Raw genomic sequence first — 17,364 nt, 5'->3', positions numbered from 1 at the left:
AATTAATATCCCTTGAGGATCAAATCCGCGTCCCTCTCCGCCATCTCGGACAGAGCAGCGGCGCGACGGGCATCCCGGACTTCTTTATAGGCAAACAAATCCTCGGCCTTGATCCGGCGATGCCGTCCGACGGTGGCGTATGGGATTTCATCGGCCTCCAGCAACTTGATCAGGTAGGGCCGCGACACATTCAGCAAATCCGCCGCCTGTTGCGTCGTCAACTCCGCCGAAAGCGGGATCATCTGAAAGCCCTGACGGCTGGACACCAGACGCAACAAAGTCATCAGGCTTTCGGTCAAAGCCGGGCTGAGCGTGATCGTTTTCGGCTCCCCGTCACCGGGCATGACGGTCAGCTTGGTATCTTCACCTTCCTTGGTCTGCGATGCGATAATCTGGCGGAGCTGGTCTGCTGTCGCGCTTTCAATTTGCGTGGGCAATCTACCGCCAAAATCGTCTTTGCGAATTGCGGACATATTGCAATCTCCATTTCACTTTCCGGCGCACGGCTACAAGTTTTCTACAAATTTTCTACAATTTTTCTTGTAGCTTTCTTACTTATACACACGCGCCCATCTATTCGCAATATTCGAAACATTCGCAATAAACGAATTCACTGGATCTTCTTATCCGAACTCCGCTTAACCACACTCACCCCCAAGACCCCCAGCGCAATGCCCCAGATCGGGCTGGTATTGACGAGCGCTGCGATGATCGCCGGGGCCTGAAGCGGGGTGAGGACGATGGCATAAGCGATGGCGCCCATGGTCATGATCCAGGTCAGTGCGACGGCGTAGCCGAAGCTGGGGCGCCAGCGCCTAACAAACGCATCTTCGCTGGCGACCTCGGCGCGGATGGTGCGGTTGACGGATTTGAGGGTTTCGGTATCGCGGGCCAGTTCGATTTCGGCCATCCGTTCGGTGTGGCGGTTGGCCGCACTTATTTGCTCGGGCGTGACGTCGCCCTTGGTGACGGCGGCCTCCACCTGTTTAAGGCCCTCGGCCGCGGTTTTGGCGATCGGGTTGTCGATATGATCAAGCCCCGCACCCACCGCCTTCATCAAAAGAGGCAGGCCGATCTGGGCGAGCAATGCAGGAATCATTTTGCACCTCTGGCAATTTTTGAAGCCTTCACGATGGTTGGGATTGTCGGTAAGACGTGGCGAAAAGAAGTAGTGGTGAGAACCGGCGCGCAGCGTACGTGTCAGTACGTGAGCACCGGAAGCGCAGCCAATGCTTCTTTGCAGTCCGTCTTGGCGGCAAGAGCGGCCATCGGATTAGCCGATGTTCTTGTAGAACAGGTGGTTACCGATTTCTGCGACCGGCACATGGCCGCGCGCCCAGAACGGATCGACCGCATGGGTGTGATAATGGGTGGCGCCGTCGGTTTGATCGGGAAGCTCGCCCGCCACCGCGCGTTTGGCGATGCGTTTGCACAGACGATAGGCCGGGTCACGCGGGCTGAGTGCCAGAAGCTTCTTGCGGTTGGGATCGTTGGCGTTCCAGCAGGAAAACTGTGCCGGTTTCAGGCACACCGATTTCACGTCATTGCCCCACCAATAGCGCCCGCGCCGCTTGGCATACGCCACCCGGTTGAGGATGACCGATGCCACGGCCTCAATCCCGCGAAGTTCTTCGCCGCGCGCCTCGCCATAAAGCGTGCGCGCCAGCACCTCGACCGCGGGCAGCGCATCGGGATCGGTGACCGGCTGGGATGTCGAATTTGATACCGATCTGGTCAGGGTTTGGGGGTCGGTCATAGGCTCAGATCCTTTTTGCTCGGGATGGGCGGCATGTCGAGCTTGGCCTCGATCCGGAGCAAATGGCCGGTCAGGCGTTTTTCGACATCCTTGAGATAGGGGATAGAGACATAGTTGCGCGCGACATCGAGCTTGAAGGCGGCCAAGGCATCGCGCAGGTCGCTGGCATCTGATTCCTCGCGGGTGCGCAGTTGCTCCACCCGGCCAAGCAGTTCGGAACGCATCCGCCAATGCAGCCAGAACAGGCTGGCGACAGCAGGGATTTCAACAGCCGTGATCCACCAGATCACATCAACCGTCTGGGTCACAGGCAGGGTCATGGGGGCCTCGATTTTCAGACAAAGAAAAACCCGCAAACCGATGGTTTGCGGGTCAGGTCGACCTCTCCTCCACCCGGGGCAACATCCCGCGGGCTGGATAAGCGATCAAAGCAGTCAGGAGGCGAACGGCATCAAGTCTAGGCCGCCGGGCCCTTCAGCTTTTCTTCCAGGTCCTGCCAGGCCTCGCCAGAGGCGACAAGGCAGCTTGGGCCGGACGGATAGGTAAACAGGATGGTCCAGGTCTGGCCATCGGGGGCTTTAAGCACCTCGATCACGCCACCATTGGATGTCACGCCGACCGCGACCGGTTCTTCGGAATATTTTGCGCTCAGGCTGTCGATCACCTTGGATCGATCCCCGCAGACGGGGGATGCCGAGGCTGGGGTATGTGTTACTGCAACGGCACCTGCCACCACAGCAATCAAGCTCAGTGTTTTCAACATGGTCAGGCCTCCTGGCAGTCAGGTGCGCCCACATGGACGTCTTGTTTTCCTGTACTGCAAAATCAATCAACAAATGATCTTTGGCCGCTTCCTTGTGCCGACTTCATGGGCCGGGACCCGTCTTTTTCTGGCTTCGAAAACTCACTTTAGTATAGGAAGAAAAATTACTTACTATGCTTTCATATAATAAACGTAGGGACCAAAGCTGAATTTTCCATGAATATTTCACAAATGTGATACAGACCTGCGCTAACCATTTGGCATTGTGAGAAAGTTTTTTCCTCTCTCACGGATTGAAATGGCTATCGGCCCGGAAAATCCCGCTTTGTGCCCGCCAGTCAGCGCGTTTGATCGGCATATCGACCCGTGGCAAGCGCACCGGATCATGCAAAATACAACCCGCCACCGCATCAAGCCCGTCATCGGCACCTTTGTTGGCATTGCTGTTATCGGGATGCCAATCGCGCATCTGGCGCAGAAACGGTGTCTGACAAATATCGCGATGGACATGCAGCAATCCTGCCCCCATCACCGCACCAAAGGCATCCTCGATCCGGGTGGCCTTGTTGGTACTCTCATAATGCTCTACGACGCTTGCCGCCCATCCGATTGATTTCAGTTCACGCCGAAGGATATTGGGCAGGAACCGGCCAATGCCATTGGTCTCGACCCGGACCGACGGCAAATGATGGCGCGCCATAAATTCCGCGACCTGGCCACAAAGCTGGCTGGCCTCATCGCGCCAGGGCATATCGCCATTTGTCTCCGACGCACTCGGATCAGACGCCCGCAACCACGCGATATCCTGCAGCCAATATTCCCCCTGATCGCAGATATAAACGCAGGCCACCACCGCCCCATCGCCCCGCATGGAACCAAAACTCGGATCAAAATGGCAGGCACTCGCGACCATGGTGCGCCCGCCAATCCGAAGGCTCATGCGGCCATTGCCATGGGTGATCTCGGCCGCATCGTCGTAAAACCGAAGTGACGCCGGATCGAGCATGCCTGCCACCGGGGCCATCATTTCAAGCATCATCTGGCTTTGGAACTTGCGCACGGGTGTTCGCGCTCGCATGGCCTCAATCGCCTCGATATCAAACCGTTCCGGCCAGTTTGATGTCCCGTCCTTATTGACGATGGGAAGCTCAAAGCGTGAAAAACCGGCCAGGAACGGGGCAACTTCACCGACCTCGGATCGTGCTTCACCGGCATAGATCGAGTAATAGCTGTGCGGGGTTCCGACATAAAGCTGCGCACCGGTTGGCCCCAACACATAGGCAATCTCGCCAAGCTTTTCGCGCAGTTCTGCTCGTTTATGGGCGGTGTCGCTGTTTTTCGGCACCTCGACATCATCGCAAATCACCAGATCGGCACGCGATCCGGTGATATTGCCGCCAATGCCGACGGCCTGCATGGATGGATCACGCAACACAGCCGTTCGCGCCACGGTAAAGCGCTCACTCCCCCAATCGATCAGCTTTTCGGGCAACAGTGCCCCCATCAGCGGATGACGCTCAATCACGCGCTTGACGTTGCGCACCATTTTTTTTGCCAGATCAAGATCGGCGGCCAGCACCAGAATACGCAAGTCACCATCACGATAAAGCAACCATGCACAAAACAACCCGACCAGTGTCGATTTCCCAGAATTGCGAAACGCCATCAACAGCATTTCCCGCTTGCCCGACTGCCAGCAGTCTTCAAGCCAATCGGCCATCTTGCGGTGATGGGCCGGCAGGCTGAGCCCCAACATCTGATCCCAGATCCAGACGAATTCGGCGAAGCTTGCCATTTGCTCGATCCTCGAAATGATCAGATTTCTTTATCTTGAATACAAAAAGGCATTCGGCGACGCATGCCGCCGAATGCCCTTCACATCACGATGAGAATTGCGGGTCAGAGGTTTGTACAAACCCCAAATTTGCTTTCCCAGGACTTGCCCTTGGATTTGTCCTTGCAGTTATGGGCATCACGGTTACTCAGAACCTTGCCTGTGCAATTTTTAGCAGACCAGCATTTCTGCTTTTGGGTCGCACCCTGCACCTGTTCAATCAGGCTGTCTTCCGAGCTCGAACTTGCCGATTCCTCGTCACCACCATTGGCAAATGAAGGGCTTGCCATAAACATCAGGCTGGCAAAAACAATCATCGCATTTTTCATGGTCTGTCCTTTCTAAAGTTAGGCATTTATCGCTGCGCGACCTATGCCGACAGCTTTCAAGGACGTCTCGACAATCACGGATGTGATACCATCACACAAAGATCACAATGCTTTACGCCAATCCCTCAGCTGGCACCTTCAAGCGCCTCCTTCGCTTTGGCGATCAAATCGCTGGTGTTCATTGCATCGTCCGCACCTGCGTTATTAACCGTTTCGCCGTCCCCCTCACTCGCCCACCGCAACAATTTGATCAAACCATCAAGATGCCCAAGGGCGGTTTTGCACGCCGCCTGATGCGCATTGAAATCCTTGGCATCCCGCAAAAGCGCCGCCTGCTGCGCCGCCCGGCGATAGGCATTGCGCACCCGTTTGATATCATCGGGCAAATCACGCAGCAGTTCCGCCTGTAAGGCGGCGATTGCATCAGTATTTTCCGCTTCGCTCATGCGCCTTCCTTACAGTGTCGAAAGTTCGGACAGCCGCGCATTGGAAAGCTTTTCCGGCCAATAGGCGAGATTACGGACATGGCCGTTCAGTGCCTTGTCGGTTCCGCCAAATGATCCGAGTACGATATTGGAAAAATTGCGCGGCATGGCGAAACCGTCCGGTGAAGACAGCACCACACCATCCAGCCCGACCGAAATCACATCATCATCCCAGGCAAGTGCGATGCGATGACGGGCATCCTTGGCAAGCGTGCCATAAAGCGACTGGGTGACGAGCGGCACGCCCCCCTTGCGCAGCGAAATGCGCAACTGATCGGCGGCACTGTCATAGCCAAGATCAAGATGATCATCATTAAGGCTAAGCGAATAAAGCTGCACGATCCGCCAGATGCCAACCCAATCGGATGCAGTGTGCAGATCAAACACCATTGTGCCGCGCCCCTGCGCGAACCAGTCGCCCGGATCAAGCCGCACATCATCGCACGCCCGCGCGGCCGGGATGCCGTTGCTGATGATGTCACTGGTGGGCACGGGGCTGGCTTCAAGCTGGGCATTCCAGATCAGGATTGAGGCCGGAAGCGCAGTTATGGCGGTGCTGATTTTCGGATAACGCGTGGTGCCTGATGCCGGTTCCGCGATCCACACCCGCTGCCAGTTTTCATCCAAGGCAAAACCATGTGTGGAAGCCCCGTCAATCCCGCCAAGCGTGATGTCGGCCGTGCCCGAAACTGCGCGCATCCAGACCGCAAAGCTATAGGTATCGTTGGCCACAAGCCCGCCGACATTCTGATAAAGTCCGTCCGCACCTGCCGCACTTCCAGGCAGATCAAGCTGCATCGCGGTTTGGCTGCCATCCGGGGCGGGGATGGTGCTGGCACTTACCACCACACCGCTGTTCTTTTCCCAAAGCGCATTGTCAAAGGCGATTGAGTAGCGCAGCAAATTGGTCGCCGCCCCCTCGATCAAAAGGCCCAAGCGACGGCCAAGTCGATCATGGTCATAAGCCGGTTCATCAATCGCGCGGGTTTCAAGCAAACCATTTGGGCCACGGACCAGCTTGGTGCTGGCGCGCGAAACATTCATACAGGCCGCAAGCGGCTGATAACGCAATCCCATTGGATGCATCTCCGTTTAATTGGCATGTGATGGATGGTGGCGTTGCGTCAGCCCCCAATGCGATGGATGTGACACCAGGTCAAAAGACCGCTTGCGCCAATGTCGCGTGTTTGCACATCGCTATGCGACAGCCGCAAACGCAATCCGGTGCCGGGCGTTGGATTAATCCGGGCAATACCATTCAGGCGCAAACTGTGCGCCGCCCCGCTGCCCATGGCGGTAATGTCGTTGGCCTGCAGGTGGCTCGACCAATCGGTGCCGTCAAAGCGTTCGAGCGACAATGTGGTAAAGACCGACTGGTCGGTAATCGGGAAACGCACCCCGATATCAACATGATAAAAGCCCGGCGGCAGGCCGGTGACACCATGCACAGCACTGTCATAAAGCCCGTGGCTGTCTTCAATCACCTGATCCCATTCGACCAGAAACGCCCCGCCGGCCGGAATGGATTGCGATGCCGTGCGCAAAAGCTTCACCACCGGGCCGCTTTCATGGATCGGGGCGGCAAACCAGCGCGTGCCATCACAGATCAGATCGACCATGTCACCGCGGGTTGGCAACGGATAGATGGTTACCTCCGCCCCGCCGTTGGTAGGGCGGATCACATTCCCCGCCGCCGTTGTAATATCGACCATCGTGCCATCACCGTTAAACACCCGGAAGCGCACGCCATTGCGCGCAATGGACGCCACCGGCAAAGTTAGCTGAGCCCCGCTTGAAAGCCTGACCAGCGATCCGGTTTCGCGGATATCCATGATCCGGCTGACCGGCGCATCAATCACCGGCATGCGGCGCTCATCCTCCCACGCCAGGACATCGCCACTGCGAAAATCAAGATCAAGCATCGCCGAGGCGGTTGATCTTTCAAACGACGCGACCGCGATTTCAGATCGGCTTTCGGCGGCCTCTGCCCGGTTGGCGGCATCCTGTGCCTGTGCTGCCTTGGTGCTGGCCTGCGCGATCTCCGCCCCGCTGGGTCCGTTGGCAAGCCCCGTGCCCGCCGCGTTCCAGATCAGCGCCCGACCGGACTTGATCATCGGCAATTCGGCCGACGCGCCCTCCCCCTGATCCGCGCCAAAGCGCAAAGCCCCGGAAAGCGCGCGATCGACATCGCCAAGCGCGGCCGTCATGAAATCAAGATCTCGCTCCAGCGCATCACCGCGCGGGATCGACATGGCGTCAAAGCTGCTCAGTCGGCGCAAATGCAACTGCCGGGCAATATGGATCGTGCTGCCATTTTGGGGCGGCGTTTCAAACCGCACCACACCACCCCCGCCCTGATCGGTGGGCGTGAGTGCGATGTGAAAGCCGGTATCGGTTTCACTGCCATCAATGGCGACCCGGACATCACCGACGTCAAAGACATCAAAATCAAACGGAAAACTCGTGCGCGCACCGTCGCCGACAAAAGCAATGGCGGCCCGGATCTGATTGGCAAAAACAGCGCCCATAGTTTCTTCCCCCGAATAAAAATCAGCCCCAGAATTTCAGCCCCAGCCATCACGCTTCGAAAACCAGGCATTGAGCCGTGCGACTGTGTCATCCTGCGAAGATCGCAACAGCGACTTTTCGCGCCAGGCGGCCTGCTGGTTGATGCGATTGCGGTTTCTCGCGGCGGCATCGGCACTCTGGTCCGCATCCTGCCTTGCGGCTTTTGCGTAACCTGCCAAAACCGCACTGGCCGATCCCGATCCCCCCGCCATCAGGCCCGATGCCCCTTGCCGGGCGCGCGCGGTTGCCTGACGCCGCCGGAGCTCGTCTTCGCGATTGGTGGCGTCTTCGCGCTCGCGTGCTGCGATCTCTGCCAGCTCCGCCTGACGGGCGGCTTCGGTTTGATCAATCCGGCTTTGTGCATTGGTCTGGTTGGCGCTAATCCGTTGTCCGGTTTGCAGCACCGATGCCGCCATCGGCACGATTGATGTAAATCCACCCATCAGTCATTCACCCCCATTTCACTGGCCGCACCGAGCAATAAAAAAGGCCGGGGCAATGCCCCGGCGATGCGCCATAATCCACTTTTAACTGTCCCGCCACTGCCCCGCCGCCAGCCGAGCGCACGGAGCGTGATATCCCCGCTATAAAGCGCATCTTTGTCATCGGTGGAAACCGGAAGTGCCACATCACGCAATCCCCGACCGGTATCGACGCGAAGCTGCCCGGTTTCCTGCAAACGCAAGGTCACCGAGACCAGCCGAACGGCATTGCCGCCATGCGGGCGACTGCCATCCGATGCGGCCGGCGGCAGGGCATAAATTTCATGGGTAAAGGGCAAGCCGACCTCGATCTCCGATACCGCCCCAATACTCTCAGGTAAGGTGATCGTGCCCCCGGCAACCGGGATGTCATCGGCAACAACGCCATCGTGCCAGACACTGACATCAAGGCCATCCAGTGCATCAAGATTGCCCCAATGTCGGCGTGGCGGTTCGCCCTCTGCCAGCGCTTGACGGCGATAAAGGTCGAAACCGCATGCCGGGTCAAAAACGCCAAGGAAATACCGACCATCGCGCTCCAGCACGACATAGACATCCCCGCCCGACACCGAAACGGATGCAAAGGCACATCCCGCAACCGATTGCACCGACCAGGCGGTAATCGCCTCAGACCGATACAGCGTCAGGGTGGCAAGCGATCCGTCGCGCATCACCACATGCAAAAGCCGCCGATCCGGGTCAAAGGCCTGATCAATCGGATGATGGATCAGATGGCGCGACAGCAACGCCAGATCGGCCGATCCATAGGCCTGTTCGACATCGGTAAACAGGAATTCGCGAATTTCGCGCCCGCTCCGCCCGGCAAAAAGCGTTGCCCCATCAACATTGACCAGCGGCACGGTGCGATCACTTTGGCTGCCGATCCGGGTTTGGCGCGTGACCTGCACATTGGCTGGTGTCAACGGATCGCCCGTCACCATCCATTCCGATCCGCTGGTAAAGACCTGCAAATGACGCCCGGCGAAAATGCCGGTGATCGCATTGACCTGATCAGCCAGCAGGGCAAATTCAATCGCCTCGTCATCAAGGCCTTCGCCCAGTTCGAAATTAAACAGATCGCCCGATTTTGACATCCACAACCGGTTGGGTAGATCGCGCGATCCGCCGATGATCAATCGATCCTGATGAAAGGTCACGCTGCGCGGCCAACCCCGCACCTCGGAAAAGGCCTGCTCAACAAAATCGACGGTGGCATTGGTATTTGGCAATGCCTGCTTCAGCGCGATGGTGGCGGACCGAGCATTGGCAACGCTTTTAATCTCGCCCTCAATCCCCTGAATCCGCCACAGAGTCCCGACATGTTCTGGCACGAACACATCCATATTGGCCGTGAGCGTGACCGTTCCGCTGGTGCCCGACGGGCTAAGGGTCGCAGCCGGTTCAACGAACTTGTAATAAGGCTGGCTGGTTCTGAAATTGGTTTCGCGCCAGGCCCAAAGGCTGGTTTGCCAGCTGCCATCGCCGGTGCGTGTGATCCGGACCGGCTTGGCATCCGGATGCACGACCAACAGCGTATCCGCACTCTGCGTCCAGTTCAAAAGATCATGGTGTTCAACCCCAAACGTGGTTTCAAACCAGATCGTCTCGACCCCGTCCTCAAACACCAGCGCGCGGTTATCGCCAAAGGCCAACAGATAGGTCTGCTCGGTATTAAACTCGAACTGGATCAGGCGCGCAGGTCCCGGCAATTCATCAATCAATCGAATACCGGGACGGCGACGCACGCCGCCCGATGGCTCGATAAACACATTGCGCAGGCGGGCCGCGCCATTGGCATAGGCGCTTAAGTCCGATCGCCCCCACAATTCCGGGGCCAGTTCGCCGGTCGAAAAGGTGTTTTTCTCCAGAACGCGGCGTGCCATGGGGTGCTCCCTCGTTGAATAACGGTGATACGCTTTCGGATCGGGATTCCCGCCTTCGCGGGGATGACGATGGTTCCTTGCATTTTTTTCGGCTCCGTCATCCCCGCGCCGAAATCAGGGAAAAATCATCAATCGCGTGCGGGGTCGATTGCTGCGCATCGGCAAGTCTTGCTTCGCGCAACTGGTCCTCGGCCCGCTTGAAAAGGTACTCTGCGCGCGTGCTGCTCTCGGTCAGCGGCAGGCAAAACTCGGCCGCCAGTCGCGCCATCAATGCCATATCAAACCACGCCGGAAAGCTGCCTTCTGGCAAGCGTGCGACATAGCTAAGATACGCACTGTCACTTGCGACCAGAACCGCCTGATCGCGCAACTCAAACCGGGCAATTTTTCCCCCGTCATTTTCCAGCGACAGCAACCTGATAAAGTCGCGTGGCAAGGCAAACAGGTGGCTTCCATCCTTGGGTGATCTCGCCGCATCCTCACCGGCCAGTCGCGACAACCAGCAACCCCGCCCGGCAAACCGCCACGGATAGCCCGCCAACAAGCCATCGCGCACAGCGGGATAAAGCATCCGGGCAATCTCGGCCTCGGCGACGTCCTCCTCAAACGATGAAATCGGCGCCGCCCCGATCATCACCAACGCCCGCGCACAGATCGCCACATCACTTAACGCCATCACATCCCCCCAACAAAAACGGGGCCCGGAAACCCGGACCCCGCCAATTAAAGTCAACCGCCAGCCTTACGACGCCGACGGATAAAACGCCTTGATCGCGTAAGTCATGGCGATGTTGCGTGGGCGGGTTTCAACACCACCCTCGTACTCACTGTATCGGGTTGAATTGGTACCGCCAGAGGAGTTCCATTCTGAAATCGCCCCATAACTAGAAGTCCTTACAGCTGTCGGAATTTCGTGACGATGGCTCTTCAACTCATCACTCTGAGCCGAAGCAAACGCCCGCCCGTCATCCACGCCACGGCCAGCATCGAAGCCGCGCACGAACTCACCGCGCAGATCCGGGAGGTTGAAGGTCGTCACCTCATCACCATGGCCCCAAAGCGTGCCAATGGTCGCAAACAGATCAGCATATTCGGTGCGTGAAACGGTCGAGCCATCACAGACCAGCCAACCAGTCGGCGGGGTTGGCATGGCAAACGCCGAAACCGCTCCGATTTCACTGCCAGCGATAACACCACCACCGCCAGAACCACCGCCAGCAATCAGCGTTTCGATGGCTTGAAGCAGCTGGGTGTCATCCATGCGGTCAGGTGCAATATCAGCCGCCAGAACAACATTCAGAACTTCACTTTCAACCGGACTAAGACACTGCATATAATATCTCCTACATTCGCCCAAAAAAGAACCCCGGCAAGGAAGCCCTGCCGGGGACAATTCAATCAAACCCACTCGACGATCACATAACCATCGACGCCAAAATTACCTGAGTAATCTGACGCCGGATCAGCATTGCTGGTGCCGCCCGCACCGACAACAACCTGCAACGTCTCCCCCGGCAGCACAGCGAATTCCTTTATCGCCATTCCGCCATTTCCGCCTGCACCACCGGTCAGACCATCTTGGGAAGTCGTACCGTTGCCACCTGGGGACCCTTGGCCGACAAGATTCACATCACCGTTGACTGCACCCCCATGCGGCGCAGCAATAGCTGTCGTTTTTGCCGACCAACCGCCCTTACCGCCCTCTGCAACAATTACGTCCTGATGATAGGTAACACTGGACGCTTGACCGTCTTCGGACTGCTCACTGACTCTGTTGCCGTTCAGGCCGCCACCACCGCCCGCACCGGCGACTGTTACGCGGAGTTTCGTCACACCTTCAGGCACGACAAATGATCCGTCTTCGGTGAAATACTGACGGGTCGGAAGTGAGGCAGCTGAGAGCTTCTGAATTGCCTGAAGCAGCTGGGTCTTGTCATCACAATCGGGCCAGATACCGGCCCCCTGAATAACGTTGAGAACTTCACATTCCACTGGGGTTGAACCCTGCATGGGATGTCTCCTTGGTTGGATCAAAAGAAACCCCGACAACATTCGTTGCCGGGGCGAGGGAAGAGGTGTTGATTGGTTACTGGTCTTACTCAGTTGCTCGCGGGCTGGGCTGCCTTGATCGCGTAGGTCACCGCCACGTTGCGTGGGCGGGTTTCTTCACCGACACGAGCATTCGGGGAGTTGGCGCTGTCAAACAACAGCCTGTTTTGGTCGTTGATGCCGGAAGTCGCATCGGTGCTACCGGGCTGGTGGGAGTAGCTAAACACACCCTCGGGAGAGTTAAAGCGGCTCACGACACCAATACTGCCCGTGATCTGTTGCATCTGATCACCCTGATCAGATGCGAACACACGCCCCGCATCCACACCGCGGCCAGCATCAAAGCCGCGCAGGAACTCACCGCGCAAATCAGGGATATTGAAGGTCGTGGTGCCATCGCCTTCGCCCCAAACTGTGCCAAGTGCAGCGAAAAGCTCGGCATACTCTGCGCGGGAAACAGCCGAACCATCACAGATCAGATAATCGGCCGGCACGGTCTGGGTGGCAAAGGCATGAATTGAGGCAATCGGCACCTGAAGACCGGCGATCTGAGCGGCATCAAACTCGGTGCAGATGGTAATCTTGTTGCAGTTACACATAAACAATCCTTGTTCTGGTCAAAAGAAACCCCGGCAACATCAGTCACCGGGGCGAGGTTGAGGGAGGATGAAAAGGGTGGATCGGGGGTGTGCGATCAGTCGGTGTTTGAGGTGCCGATTGCCGTCATGTCGCGGACATCGACGCCGTTTGCACCGGAGCTTGCGACGACGAACAGGCCGCCGGACATTGTCGCGTCGCGGTTGGTGTTGGCGATGATGAAATCGCCGACGCGCAGCATGTCGCGGGCCTCAAGGAAGTAGTCGGCGGTGTCGACGTCGGCGGCGACGTCCGGGGTGATGTAGTGCCACAGCGTAAAGCCGTTGGCGTATGCCAGAACACTTAGGTTTCTGGCTTTGAAACCTTCTGCCATTTGGGTCTCCTTGGTTCGGGGAAAGTCGGGTGTGGGAGTTATTCTTGCGCCTTGATGCAGGTGACACCATCGCCATCAATCAGCGTCGCACCCTGGCTCATGGAGTTGTTGACAAAGTGGGCGGCGTGATCGCCATGCCAGGTGATGTCGGACTGAACGTCCGAGCCGATGGCATGGCCAATCGCGGTGCGGTGATACCAGAAGCAGGATCGAATGCCGCTTGCCACCGGAAGGCCGGAATGGGGCATCCAGAGGGTTCCGAGCCAGCGTTTGGCCTGTGTGCCCTTCCACGGCAAATCTTCATCGCCGATATAGTCAGAGCGTGAAAATTCATCGATCAGGAGCAGTTCCGACCACTGTTTCCAGCCGACAATCGCATAGCGCTGCCCGTCATCGGGCACATCGCGATCGCCAAGACCTTCGAACGCCATCATCACCTTATCAAGCGTCATCCCTTCGGTATTGTCAGGCACGACATCATCGGCCCCGACCAGCGCATTAATGATCAGCTCGTCGGTCTTGCGGCCCAGCGCATAGGCCCCGGCATTGGCCAGAACCATCTTTTCGTCATGGTTGATCTTGAGTTCATCAAGCGCGTCAACCCAGTCGCCGGCATAGTAATCGCGCAGGTCACAGCGGACTGCCTCGTGATCGACATTCATCACCGGCACCTTGCCGTGGCGGGCCTTGGTGGTGGCCGTGCCCTTGCCGACTTTCTGGAAAACCGTGGTCGCGCCCTTGATGGCGTTTTTGACCCGCACCGTGTTGCGCAGTTTTGATCCCATGCGTTGATAGGCCTGATGAACATCGGCCTGAAAATGGTCGATGAAGCTTTGATCAATCGTGGTTGTCATCGCCTTTTATCCCCTTGTTTCAGATATGGTTTTGTCGTGATTGCAGGCAGCCGCCGGGGTTCAATTGCGCTGCCCGTAAAGGCCAGTGCCACAATTGCCCCAAAACCGGTCATTTTCCGGCCAAGGTTTGGTGTTCTAAGAGCGCTGTTACAGGAAACCTCATCCATCGAGGTTCCGTAGGACACGCGCTTGATTTGCCCCGACCTGTTGCACCCGAAGGGCTTTTCTGCGCGGTCCGGTCCAAGACAAACAAGAAAACAAAGAAAAAGAGTATCTGCCGTGAAGAAGTCGGTTTTGCTTGTGTTCAGCCTGATCGGGCTGGGGATTGCGGGCTATTTCCTTTTGCCGCTGACCCCGATCCCGGACTATGTCAACGCGGTCATCGACCGTGCCGACAAGCTGTTCTAGGTCAAGCTACCCACCGGAAAGACGGGCAAAATCCGCTTGCACCTCGGCGACCAGCGTTGGATCACGATCCCGCCAATAGCGCGGATCATTCATCTTGCGCCGGATTTCGGAGCGAAGACCTGTCTCCCCCGCCCCGCCATCAGCTTTGCCAAGGGCTGCCTCGTCGCCATGGGTCATCATGCGATGCATGGCACGCACGCCATCGGCACTTTGACACAGGGTCTCAAAGGCGGCCTCGGGCAAGTTGGCCTTGCCCCAGCTTTCGATTTTCGGGGCCAGCTTTTTCCAGCTTTCCGCCCCGCCAAACTCGGCCGCCAACGCCGCACGGTCGGTCGCGCGCTGTGCTGCCTGATCAAGATCGCCCATAAGCGGTGAAAGAACCTCCCACGCCAGATCATAAACCAGCTGTGCCTGTGCGTTGCTGAACCCTGCTTCATGCAGGCGCTGGTTCAGATCGGCATCGATCTCTTCCATGCCCTCAGAAAGCGTGATTGCGTAGGCGTCCGGTGTTTCGGGCACCAAATCGGCGAGGGCTGCGGCGTCCAGTTGGGTTTCTGGCACTTCGCTTTCGATATCAGTCCGCTCGGGTGTTTCTGCAGCTTCCGGTGCTTCCGGCGTCTCGGTTTCCGGTGCGAGAAGGTCGGGTTCGGTTGTCATGCGAACACTCCGCTTATTGGGGTCAAACTTGGGTTTGGTAGATGTGGCTCGGGATCCCCGCCTTCGCGGGGAAGACGGTGGACAGAACAGGTGCAAGGAACGAACGTCATCCCCGCGAAGGCGGGGACCTCGAGCAGCAAGCTCATTGCTCTTTCGCGCCAGCCGCCAGCCGTTTGATCTGCAACACCAACGCGCGCTTCCCTTCGCGCATCCAGATCGCCGCAGTGCTGGCATCCGGGCCAAGGGCTGTGTGCAGGAAATAGCGTTCAAGATCGGCGATGACCTTTGCCCCGGCGTCGCTATCAAAACAGGCCTGCCAATGGTCACTGCCGTTTTCCGAAAGCGTCTCGTTCTCGGCCTCGAACCAGTCCCATCCGTTCTCAACCATCACACGGCCTCCGTGATTTCGGGCGGCAGGCTTGGCCGCAATAGGTTGTCCGGCACACCAAACTGATCGGCAAGCCAGCGGACCATGACGGGCAAATCAACCTCCGCCAGGGCATCCGGCCCAAGGGCGGCAATCCGCGACAGCCAATCAAGCGCTTGGCCCGCCTGTACGCGTTTTGGCAGTTGTGCGAGCGGGGCCGCATGACGCAGCACCACAACATCACCATCCAGCGGGATGTCGGGAAGTTCACCTGTTTGGGTCAGGATATAAAGCGCCCGCCTAATCAGCGGATAGAGCAATTCCGCCTGCAACCGGCCATAGGTTGCGCCCAGAAGCCGGGCGTTTTCGGACGCGCGTTCCAGCACCTCGGTCGCGGTCATGCCCGGTTGATCGGTCTGGCCCAAGCGATCGGCCAGCAAGCAGCGCCGAATGCGATCGCGCAAATCAGAAAGAACAAGATCTGACACATCAAACCGACCGGGGGCCTCAAGCGGCTTGAGCCCCGCCGATCCAACGGCCTTGGGGATGATGCTGCCCGGCACCAGCCGGATGGTTGCCGGGTTCAGAACGCCATCATCATCGGCCTGCCAGATGCCGGTAACGGCGATCGAGGCATTTTTCAAAACCAGCTCAACCACCTTATTCGCGGTCTTGATATCGGGCAGTGCCTTCATCACCGGGGAGCGGCCATAAATCTCGCCCGGTGCCTTCATCCAGCGAAAGGCAATATAGGGCGAGACATCAAACCGGTCGCGATAGATCAGATCAGTGGAATTGGCATCGCCGTCTTCGCGAAACACACAGAGTTCATAGCCGGTTTTGTCCTCCGTTGCGGGCAGGACGGCCTCGATCACGGTGAAGCGTTTCGGGGCGTCCTTGTCATCGCGATCATCATCGGCAAAGCCCTTTGCCCCCGGCCAGGTTGCAAGGATTTCCGCGCGGGTAAGCGCCAGTTTGCGAAACACCGCATCCATCTTGCCATCCGATCGTTCTTCAAATGCCAGATCGCGCAACGGCACGGCGGTAAAGCGCAAAGCAGACGGGCTGTGCAGATCGGCCTTTTCAAGACGCAAGCACGCGGTTCCGGCGGTGACCAGATCCAGAAACGCCTGATGCATTTCGACCGCAAAGTTGGAGCGATCAAAATGCCCCTGCAAAATCCGAACGGCCCGGCCAAGCTGCTCGGTCAGGGCCTGCCGATCCGCATTGGCGACATTGCCGCCGGGTTCCAACTCAAACCAGCCACCACCCGGCGGGGTGATTTCGGCCATCAGGCTGGCGGCAAGCTGTTCGACCGCGTCCGATGCGGTTGCGTCAAACACCCGATCAAGGCGCTTGCCGCCATTGGTCTGGTTGCTGGCTGCCGCATTGCGCTGTGGCAAGGCGAATTCATAGCAATCCTGCCAATGCGACAGCCAATTGCGCCGGCGTTCCATCGCCTTTTGAAAACGGGCGCGCAACTGGGTGATATCTGCCCCGTCGGTTGCCTTGTCCTCAGTCACTGCCTTTTGCGATTTCACCATGCCTATTCCCCCAACAGGTTCTTGCCACCGCCCGCCTTGGCGATGCGGTCCGTCAAAAGCCCGCGATAACTTGTCCCGATCAGGCTGGCACGGCCATACCGGCGGCGTTCAAGCGCCTCGGTCCGGGCGGTGCGTGCGGCATCTTCAGCACTGGTGTCGTCTTCGGGTTTAACAGCAGCGGGCTTTGAGACCGGCGGCGCGGCACGTGCTGGTTTCGGCGTGGAAAACAGACTTCCCATCGGGGCCTCCGGGTTGTGACGATCAATGTATGTTTTGAGCTTGCGGTTCGGGGTTCCCGCCTGCGCGGGAATGACGTTCGTTCCATGCACTGTTTTGGGCACCGTCATCCCCGCGAAGGCGGGGATCTGGAGCGGCGCGCTCCATCACCCCAAACGCAAAAACGCCCGCAAGGGTC

23 protein-coding genes are annotated in these 17,364 nt (G+C 58.1%); 1 reads left to right on the top strand and 22 read right to left on the bottom strand.

Going from position 1 to position 17,364, the window contains the following annotated elements; genetic code table 11:
- Positions 1-2: 2 nt before the first annotated feature.
- The 18 genes from AUQ41_RS08555 to AUQ41_RS08470 form a co-directional block, all read right to left on the bottom strand.
- Positions 3-473, bottom strand: coding sequence for a helix-turn-helix domain-containing protein (locus tag AUQ41_RS08555; protein ID WP_063087828.1), 471 nt, complete (start codon positions 471-473; stop codon positions 3-5).
- A 137-nt stretch (positions 474-610) separates the two neighbouring features.
- Complete coding sequence (locus AUQ41_RS08550) at positions 611-1,099, bottom strand: 3TM-type holin (protein ID WP_063087826.1); 489 nt, start codon at positions 1,097-1,099, stop codon at positions 611-613.
- A gap of 174 nt (positions 1,100-1,273) precedes the next feature.
- Positions 1,274-1,756 carry a cell wall hydrolase gene (locus AUQ41_RS08545; RefSeq protein WP_063087824.1) on the bottom strand — a complete coding sequence of 161 codons (483 nt, stop codon included), beginning with the start codon at positions 1,754-1,756 and terminating at the stop codon, positions 1,274-1,276.
- Positions 1,753-2,076 carry a hypothetical protein gene (locus AUQ41_RS08540; RefSeq protein ID WP_063088040.1) on the bottom strand — a complete coding sequence of 108 codons (324 nt, stop codon included), beginning with the start codon at positions 2,074-2,076 and terminating at the stop codon, positions 1,753-1,755. The genes AUQ41_RS08545 and AUQ41_RS08540 overlap by 4 nt, the downstream gene beginning before the upstream one ends.
- A gap of 137 nt (positions 2,077-2,213) precedes the next feature.
- Positions 2,214-2,519: a hypothetical protein gene (locus tag AUQ41_RS08535; RefSeq protein WP_008890208.1), complete on the bottom strand. Its 306-nt coding sequence runs from the start codon at positions 2,517-2,519 to the stop codon at positions 2,214-2,216.
- A gap of 286 nt (positions 2,520-2,805) precedes the next feature.
- Entirely contained in the window at positions 2,806-4,314 is a 1,509-nt protein-coding gene (terL, locus tag AUQ41_RS08530) for a phage terminase large subunit (RefSeq protein WP_063087822.1), read from the bottom strand.
- A 104-nt stretch (positions 4,315-4,418) separates the two neighbouring features.
- Positions 4,419-4,682, bottom strand: coding sequence for a hypothetical protein (locus AUQ41_RS08525; protein WP_063087820.1), 264 nt, complete (start codon positions 4,680-4,682; stop codon positions 4,419-4,421).
- 125 nt (positions 4,683-4,807) lie between these two features.
- Entirely contained in the window at positions 4,808-5,128 is a 321-nt protein-coding gene (locus tag AUQ41_RS08520; protein WP_063087818.1) for a hypothetical protein, read from the bottom strand.
- Positions 5,129-5,137: 9 nt separating this feature from the next.
- Positions 5,138-6,244 (bottom strand): hypothetical protein, encoded by a 1,107-nt coding sequence (locus AUQ41_RS08515; RefSeq protein ID WP_063087815.1) that lies wholly within the window; start codon positions 6,242-6,244, stop codon positions 5,138-5,140.
- 47 nt (positions 6,245-6,291) lie between these two features.
- Entirely contained in the window at positions 6,292-7,695 is a 1,404-nt protein-coding gene (locus AUQ41_RS08510) for a hypothetical protein (protein ID WP_063087813.1), read from the bottom strand.
- 36 nt (positions 7,696-7,731) lie between these two features.
- Positions 7,732-8,178: a hypothetical protein gene (locus AUQ41_RS08505; protein WP_063087811.1), complete on the bottom strand. Its 447-nt coding sequence runs from the start codon at positions 8,176-8,178 to the stop codon at positions 7,732-7,734.
- Positions 8,178-10,100, bottom strand: a complete 1,923-nt coding sequence (locus AUQ41_RS08500) for a hypothetical protein (RefSeq protein ID WP_063087809.1) — start codon at positions 10,098-10,100, stop codon at positions 8,178-8,180. Before AUQ41_RS08500 ends, AUQ41_RS08505 begins: the two co-directional genes overlap by 1 nt.
- Positions 10,101-10,197: 97 nt before the next feature.
- On the bottom strand, positions 10,198-10,776 hold the full coding sequence (locus tag AUQ41_RS08495; RefSeq protein ID WP_063087807.1) for a hypothetical protein: 579 nt from the start codon (positions 10,774-10,776) through the stop codon (positions 10,198-10,200).
- Between the two features lie 66 nt (positions 10,777-10,842).
- Positions 10,843-11,433 carry a phage tail protein gene (locus AUQ41_RS08490; RefSeq protein ID WP_063087805.1) on the bottom strand — a complete coding sequence of 197 codons (591 nt, stop codon included), beginning with the start codon at positions 11,431-11,433 and terminating at the stop codon, positions 10,843-10,845.
- 65 nt (positions 11,434-11,498) lie between these two features.
- A complete protein-coding gene (locus tag AUQ41_RS08485; RefSeq protein ID WP_063087803.1) occupies positions 11,499-12,110 on the bottom strand; it encodes a hypothetical protein in 612 nt (203 codons plus the stop codon).
- 89 nt (positions 12,111-12,199) lie between these two features.
- A complete protein-coding gene (locus AUQ41_RS08480; protein ID WP_063087801.1) occupies positions 12,200-12,748 on the bottom strand; it encodes a phage tail protein in 549 nt (182 codons plus the stop codon).
- Positions 12,749-12,843: 95 nt separating this feature from the next.
- Positions 12,844-13,119: a hypothetical protein gene (locus tag AUQ41_RS08475; RefSeq protein WP_063087799.1), complete on the bottom strand. Its 276-nt coding sequence runs from the start codon at positions 13,117-13,119 to the stop codon at positions 12,844-12,846.
- Between the two features lie 38 nt (positions 13,120-13,157).
- Positions 13,158-13,973 (bottom strand): phage capsid protein, encoded by an 816-nt coding sequence (locus AUQ41_RS08470; RefSeq protein WP_063087797.1) that lies wholly within the window; start codon positions 13,971-13,973, stop codon positions 13,158-13,160.
- A gap of 279 nt (positions 13,974-14,252) precedes the next feature.
- Here AUQ41_RS08470 and AUQ41_RS21275 point away from each other — a divergent pair, with 279 nt between their 5' ends.
- On the top strand, positions 14,253-14,381 hold the full coding sequence (locus AUQ41_RS21275; RefSeq protein WP_255356183.1) for a hypothetical protein: 129 nt from the start codon (positions 14,253-14,255) through the stop codon (positions 14,379-14,381).
- A gap of 6 nt (positions 14,382-14,387) precedes the next feature.
- Here the strand turns inward: AUQ41_RS21275 and AUQ41_RS08465 are convergent, their stop codons facing one another.
- From AUQ41_RS08465 to AUQ41_RS08450, 4 genes are all read right to left on the bottom strand, one after another.
- Entirely contained in the window at positions 14,388-15,038 is a 651-nt protein-coding gene (locus tag AUQ41_RS08465) for a hypothetical protein (protein ID WP_063087795.1), read from the bottom strand.
- A gap of 142 nt (positions 15,039-15,180) precedes the next feature.
- A complete protein-coding gene (locus AUQ41_RS08460; protein ID WP_063087793.1) occupies positions 15,181-15,426 on the bottom strand; it encodes a hypothetical protein in 246 nt (81 codons plus the stop codon).
- Positions 15,426-16,949, bottom strand: a complete 1,524-nt coding sequence (locus AUQ41_RS08455; RefSeq protein WP_063087791.1) for a portal protein — start codon at positions 16,947-16,949, stop codon at positions 15,426-15,428. Before AUQ41_RS08455 ends, AUQ41_RS08460 begins: the two co-directional genes overlap by 1 nt.
- A gap of 2 nt (positions 16,950-16,951) precedes the next feature.
- Positions 16,952-17,290, bottom strand: coding sequence for a hypothetical protein (locus AUQ41_RS08450; protein ID WP_232308339.1), 339 nt, complete (start codon positions 17,288-17,290; stop codon positions 16,952-16,954).
- Positions 17,291-17,364: the final 74 nt, after the last annotated feature.

The organism is Thalassospira sp. MCCC 1A02898 (genome assembly GCF_001618185.1).
Taxonomy (GTDB): Bacteria; Pseudomonadota; Alphaproteobacteria; order Rhodospirillales; family Thalassospiraceae; genus Thalassospira; species Thalassospira tepidiphila.
This window is presented reverse-complemented; position numbering and strand designations above follow the sequence as displayed.

Excerpts from the sequence above, each read along its gene's own strand:
- AUQ41_RS08475 (WP_063087799.1), bottom strand. The coding sequence starts at position 13,119 with ATGGCAGAAGGTTTCAAAGCCAGAAACCTAAGTGTTCTGGCATACGCC.
- AUQ41_RS08490 (WP_063087805.1), bottom strand. The coding sequence starts at position 11,433 with ATGCAGTGTCTTAGTCCGGTTGAAAGTGAAGTTCTGAATGTTGTTCTG.
- AUQ41_RS08485 (WP_063087803.1), bottom strand. The coding sequence starts at position 12,110 with ATGCAGGGTTCAACCCCAGTGGAATGTGAAGTTCTCAACGTTATTCAG.
- AUQ41_RS08470 (WP_063087797.1), bottom strand. The coding sequence starts at position 13,973 with ATGACAACCACGATTGATCAAAGCTTCATCGACCATTTTCAGGCCGAT.
- AUQ41_RS08550 (WP_063087826.1), bottom strand. The coding sequence starts at position 1,099 with ATGATTCCTGCATTGCTCGCCCAGATCGGCCTGCCTCTTTTGATGAAG.
- AUQ41_RS08505 (WP_063087811.1), bottom strand. The coding sequence starts at position 8,178 with ATGGGTGGATTTACATCAATCGTGCCGATGGCGGCATCGGTGCTGCAA.
- AUQ41_RS08545 (WP_063087824.1), bottom strand. The coding sequence starts at position 1,756 with ATGACCGACCCCCAAACCCTGACCAGATCGGTATCAAATTCGACATCC.
- AUQ41_RS08500 (WP_063087809.1), bottom strand. The coding sequence starts at position 10,100 with ATGGCACGCCGCGTTCTGGAGAAAAACACCTTTTCGACCGGCGAACTG.
- AUQ41_RS08540 (WP_063088040.1), bottom strand. The coding sequence starts at position 2,076 with ATGACCCTGCCTGTGACCCAGACGGTTGATGTGATCTGGTGGATCACG.
- AUQ41_RS08515 (WP_063087815.1), bottom strand. The coding sequence starts at position 6,244 with ATGGGATTGCGTTATCAGCCGCTTGCGGCCTGTATGAATGTTTCGCGC.
- AUQ41_RS08480 (WP_063087801.1), bottom strand. The coding sequence starts at position 12,748 with ATGTGTAACTGCAACAAGATTACCATCTGCACCGAGTTTGATGCCGCT.
- AUQ41_RS08460 (WP_063087793.1), bottom strand. The coding sequence starts at position 15,426 with ATGGTTGAGAACGGATGGGACTGGTTCGAGGCCGAGAACGAGACGCTT.
- AUQ41_RS08495 (WP_063087807.1), bottom strand. The coding sequence starts at position 10,776 with ATGGCGTTAAGTGATGTGGCGATCTGTGCGCGGGCGTTGGTGATGATC.
- AUQ41_RS08525 (WP_063087820.1), bottom strand. The coding sequence starts at position 4,682 with ATGAAAAATGCGATGATTGTTTTTGCCAGCCTGATGTTTATGGCAAGC.
- terL (WP_063087822.1), bottom strand. The coding sequence starts at position 4,314 with ATGGCAAGCTTCGCCGAATTCGTCTGGATCTGGGATCAGATGTTGGGG.
- AUQ41_RS08555 (WP_063087828.1), bottom strand. The coding sequence starts at position 473 with ATGTCCGCAATTCGCAAAGACGATTTTGGCGGTAGATTGCCCACGCAA.
- AUQ41_RS08520 (WP_063087818.1), bottom strand. The coding sequence starts at position 5,128 with ATGAGCGAAGCGGAAAATACTGATGCAATCGCCGCCTTACAGGCGGAA.
- AUQ41_RS08510 (WP_063087813.1), bottom strand. The coding sequence starts at position 7,695 with ATGGGCGCTGTTTTTGCCAATCAGATCCGGGCCGCCATTGCTTTTGTC.
- AUQ41_RS08455 (WP_063087791.1), bottom strand. The coding sequence starts at position 16,949 with ATGGTGAAATCGCAAAAGGCAGTGACTGAGGACAAGGCAACCGACGGG.
- AUQ41_RS08535 (WP_008890208.1), bottom strand. The coding sequence starts at position 2,519 with ATGTTGAAAACACTGAGCTTGATTGCTGTGGTGGCAGGTGCCGTTGCA.
- AUQ41_RS08465 (WP_063087795.1), bottom strand. The coding sequence starts at position 15,038 with ATGACAACCGAACCCGACCTTCTCGCACCGGAAACCGAGACGCCGGAA.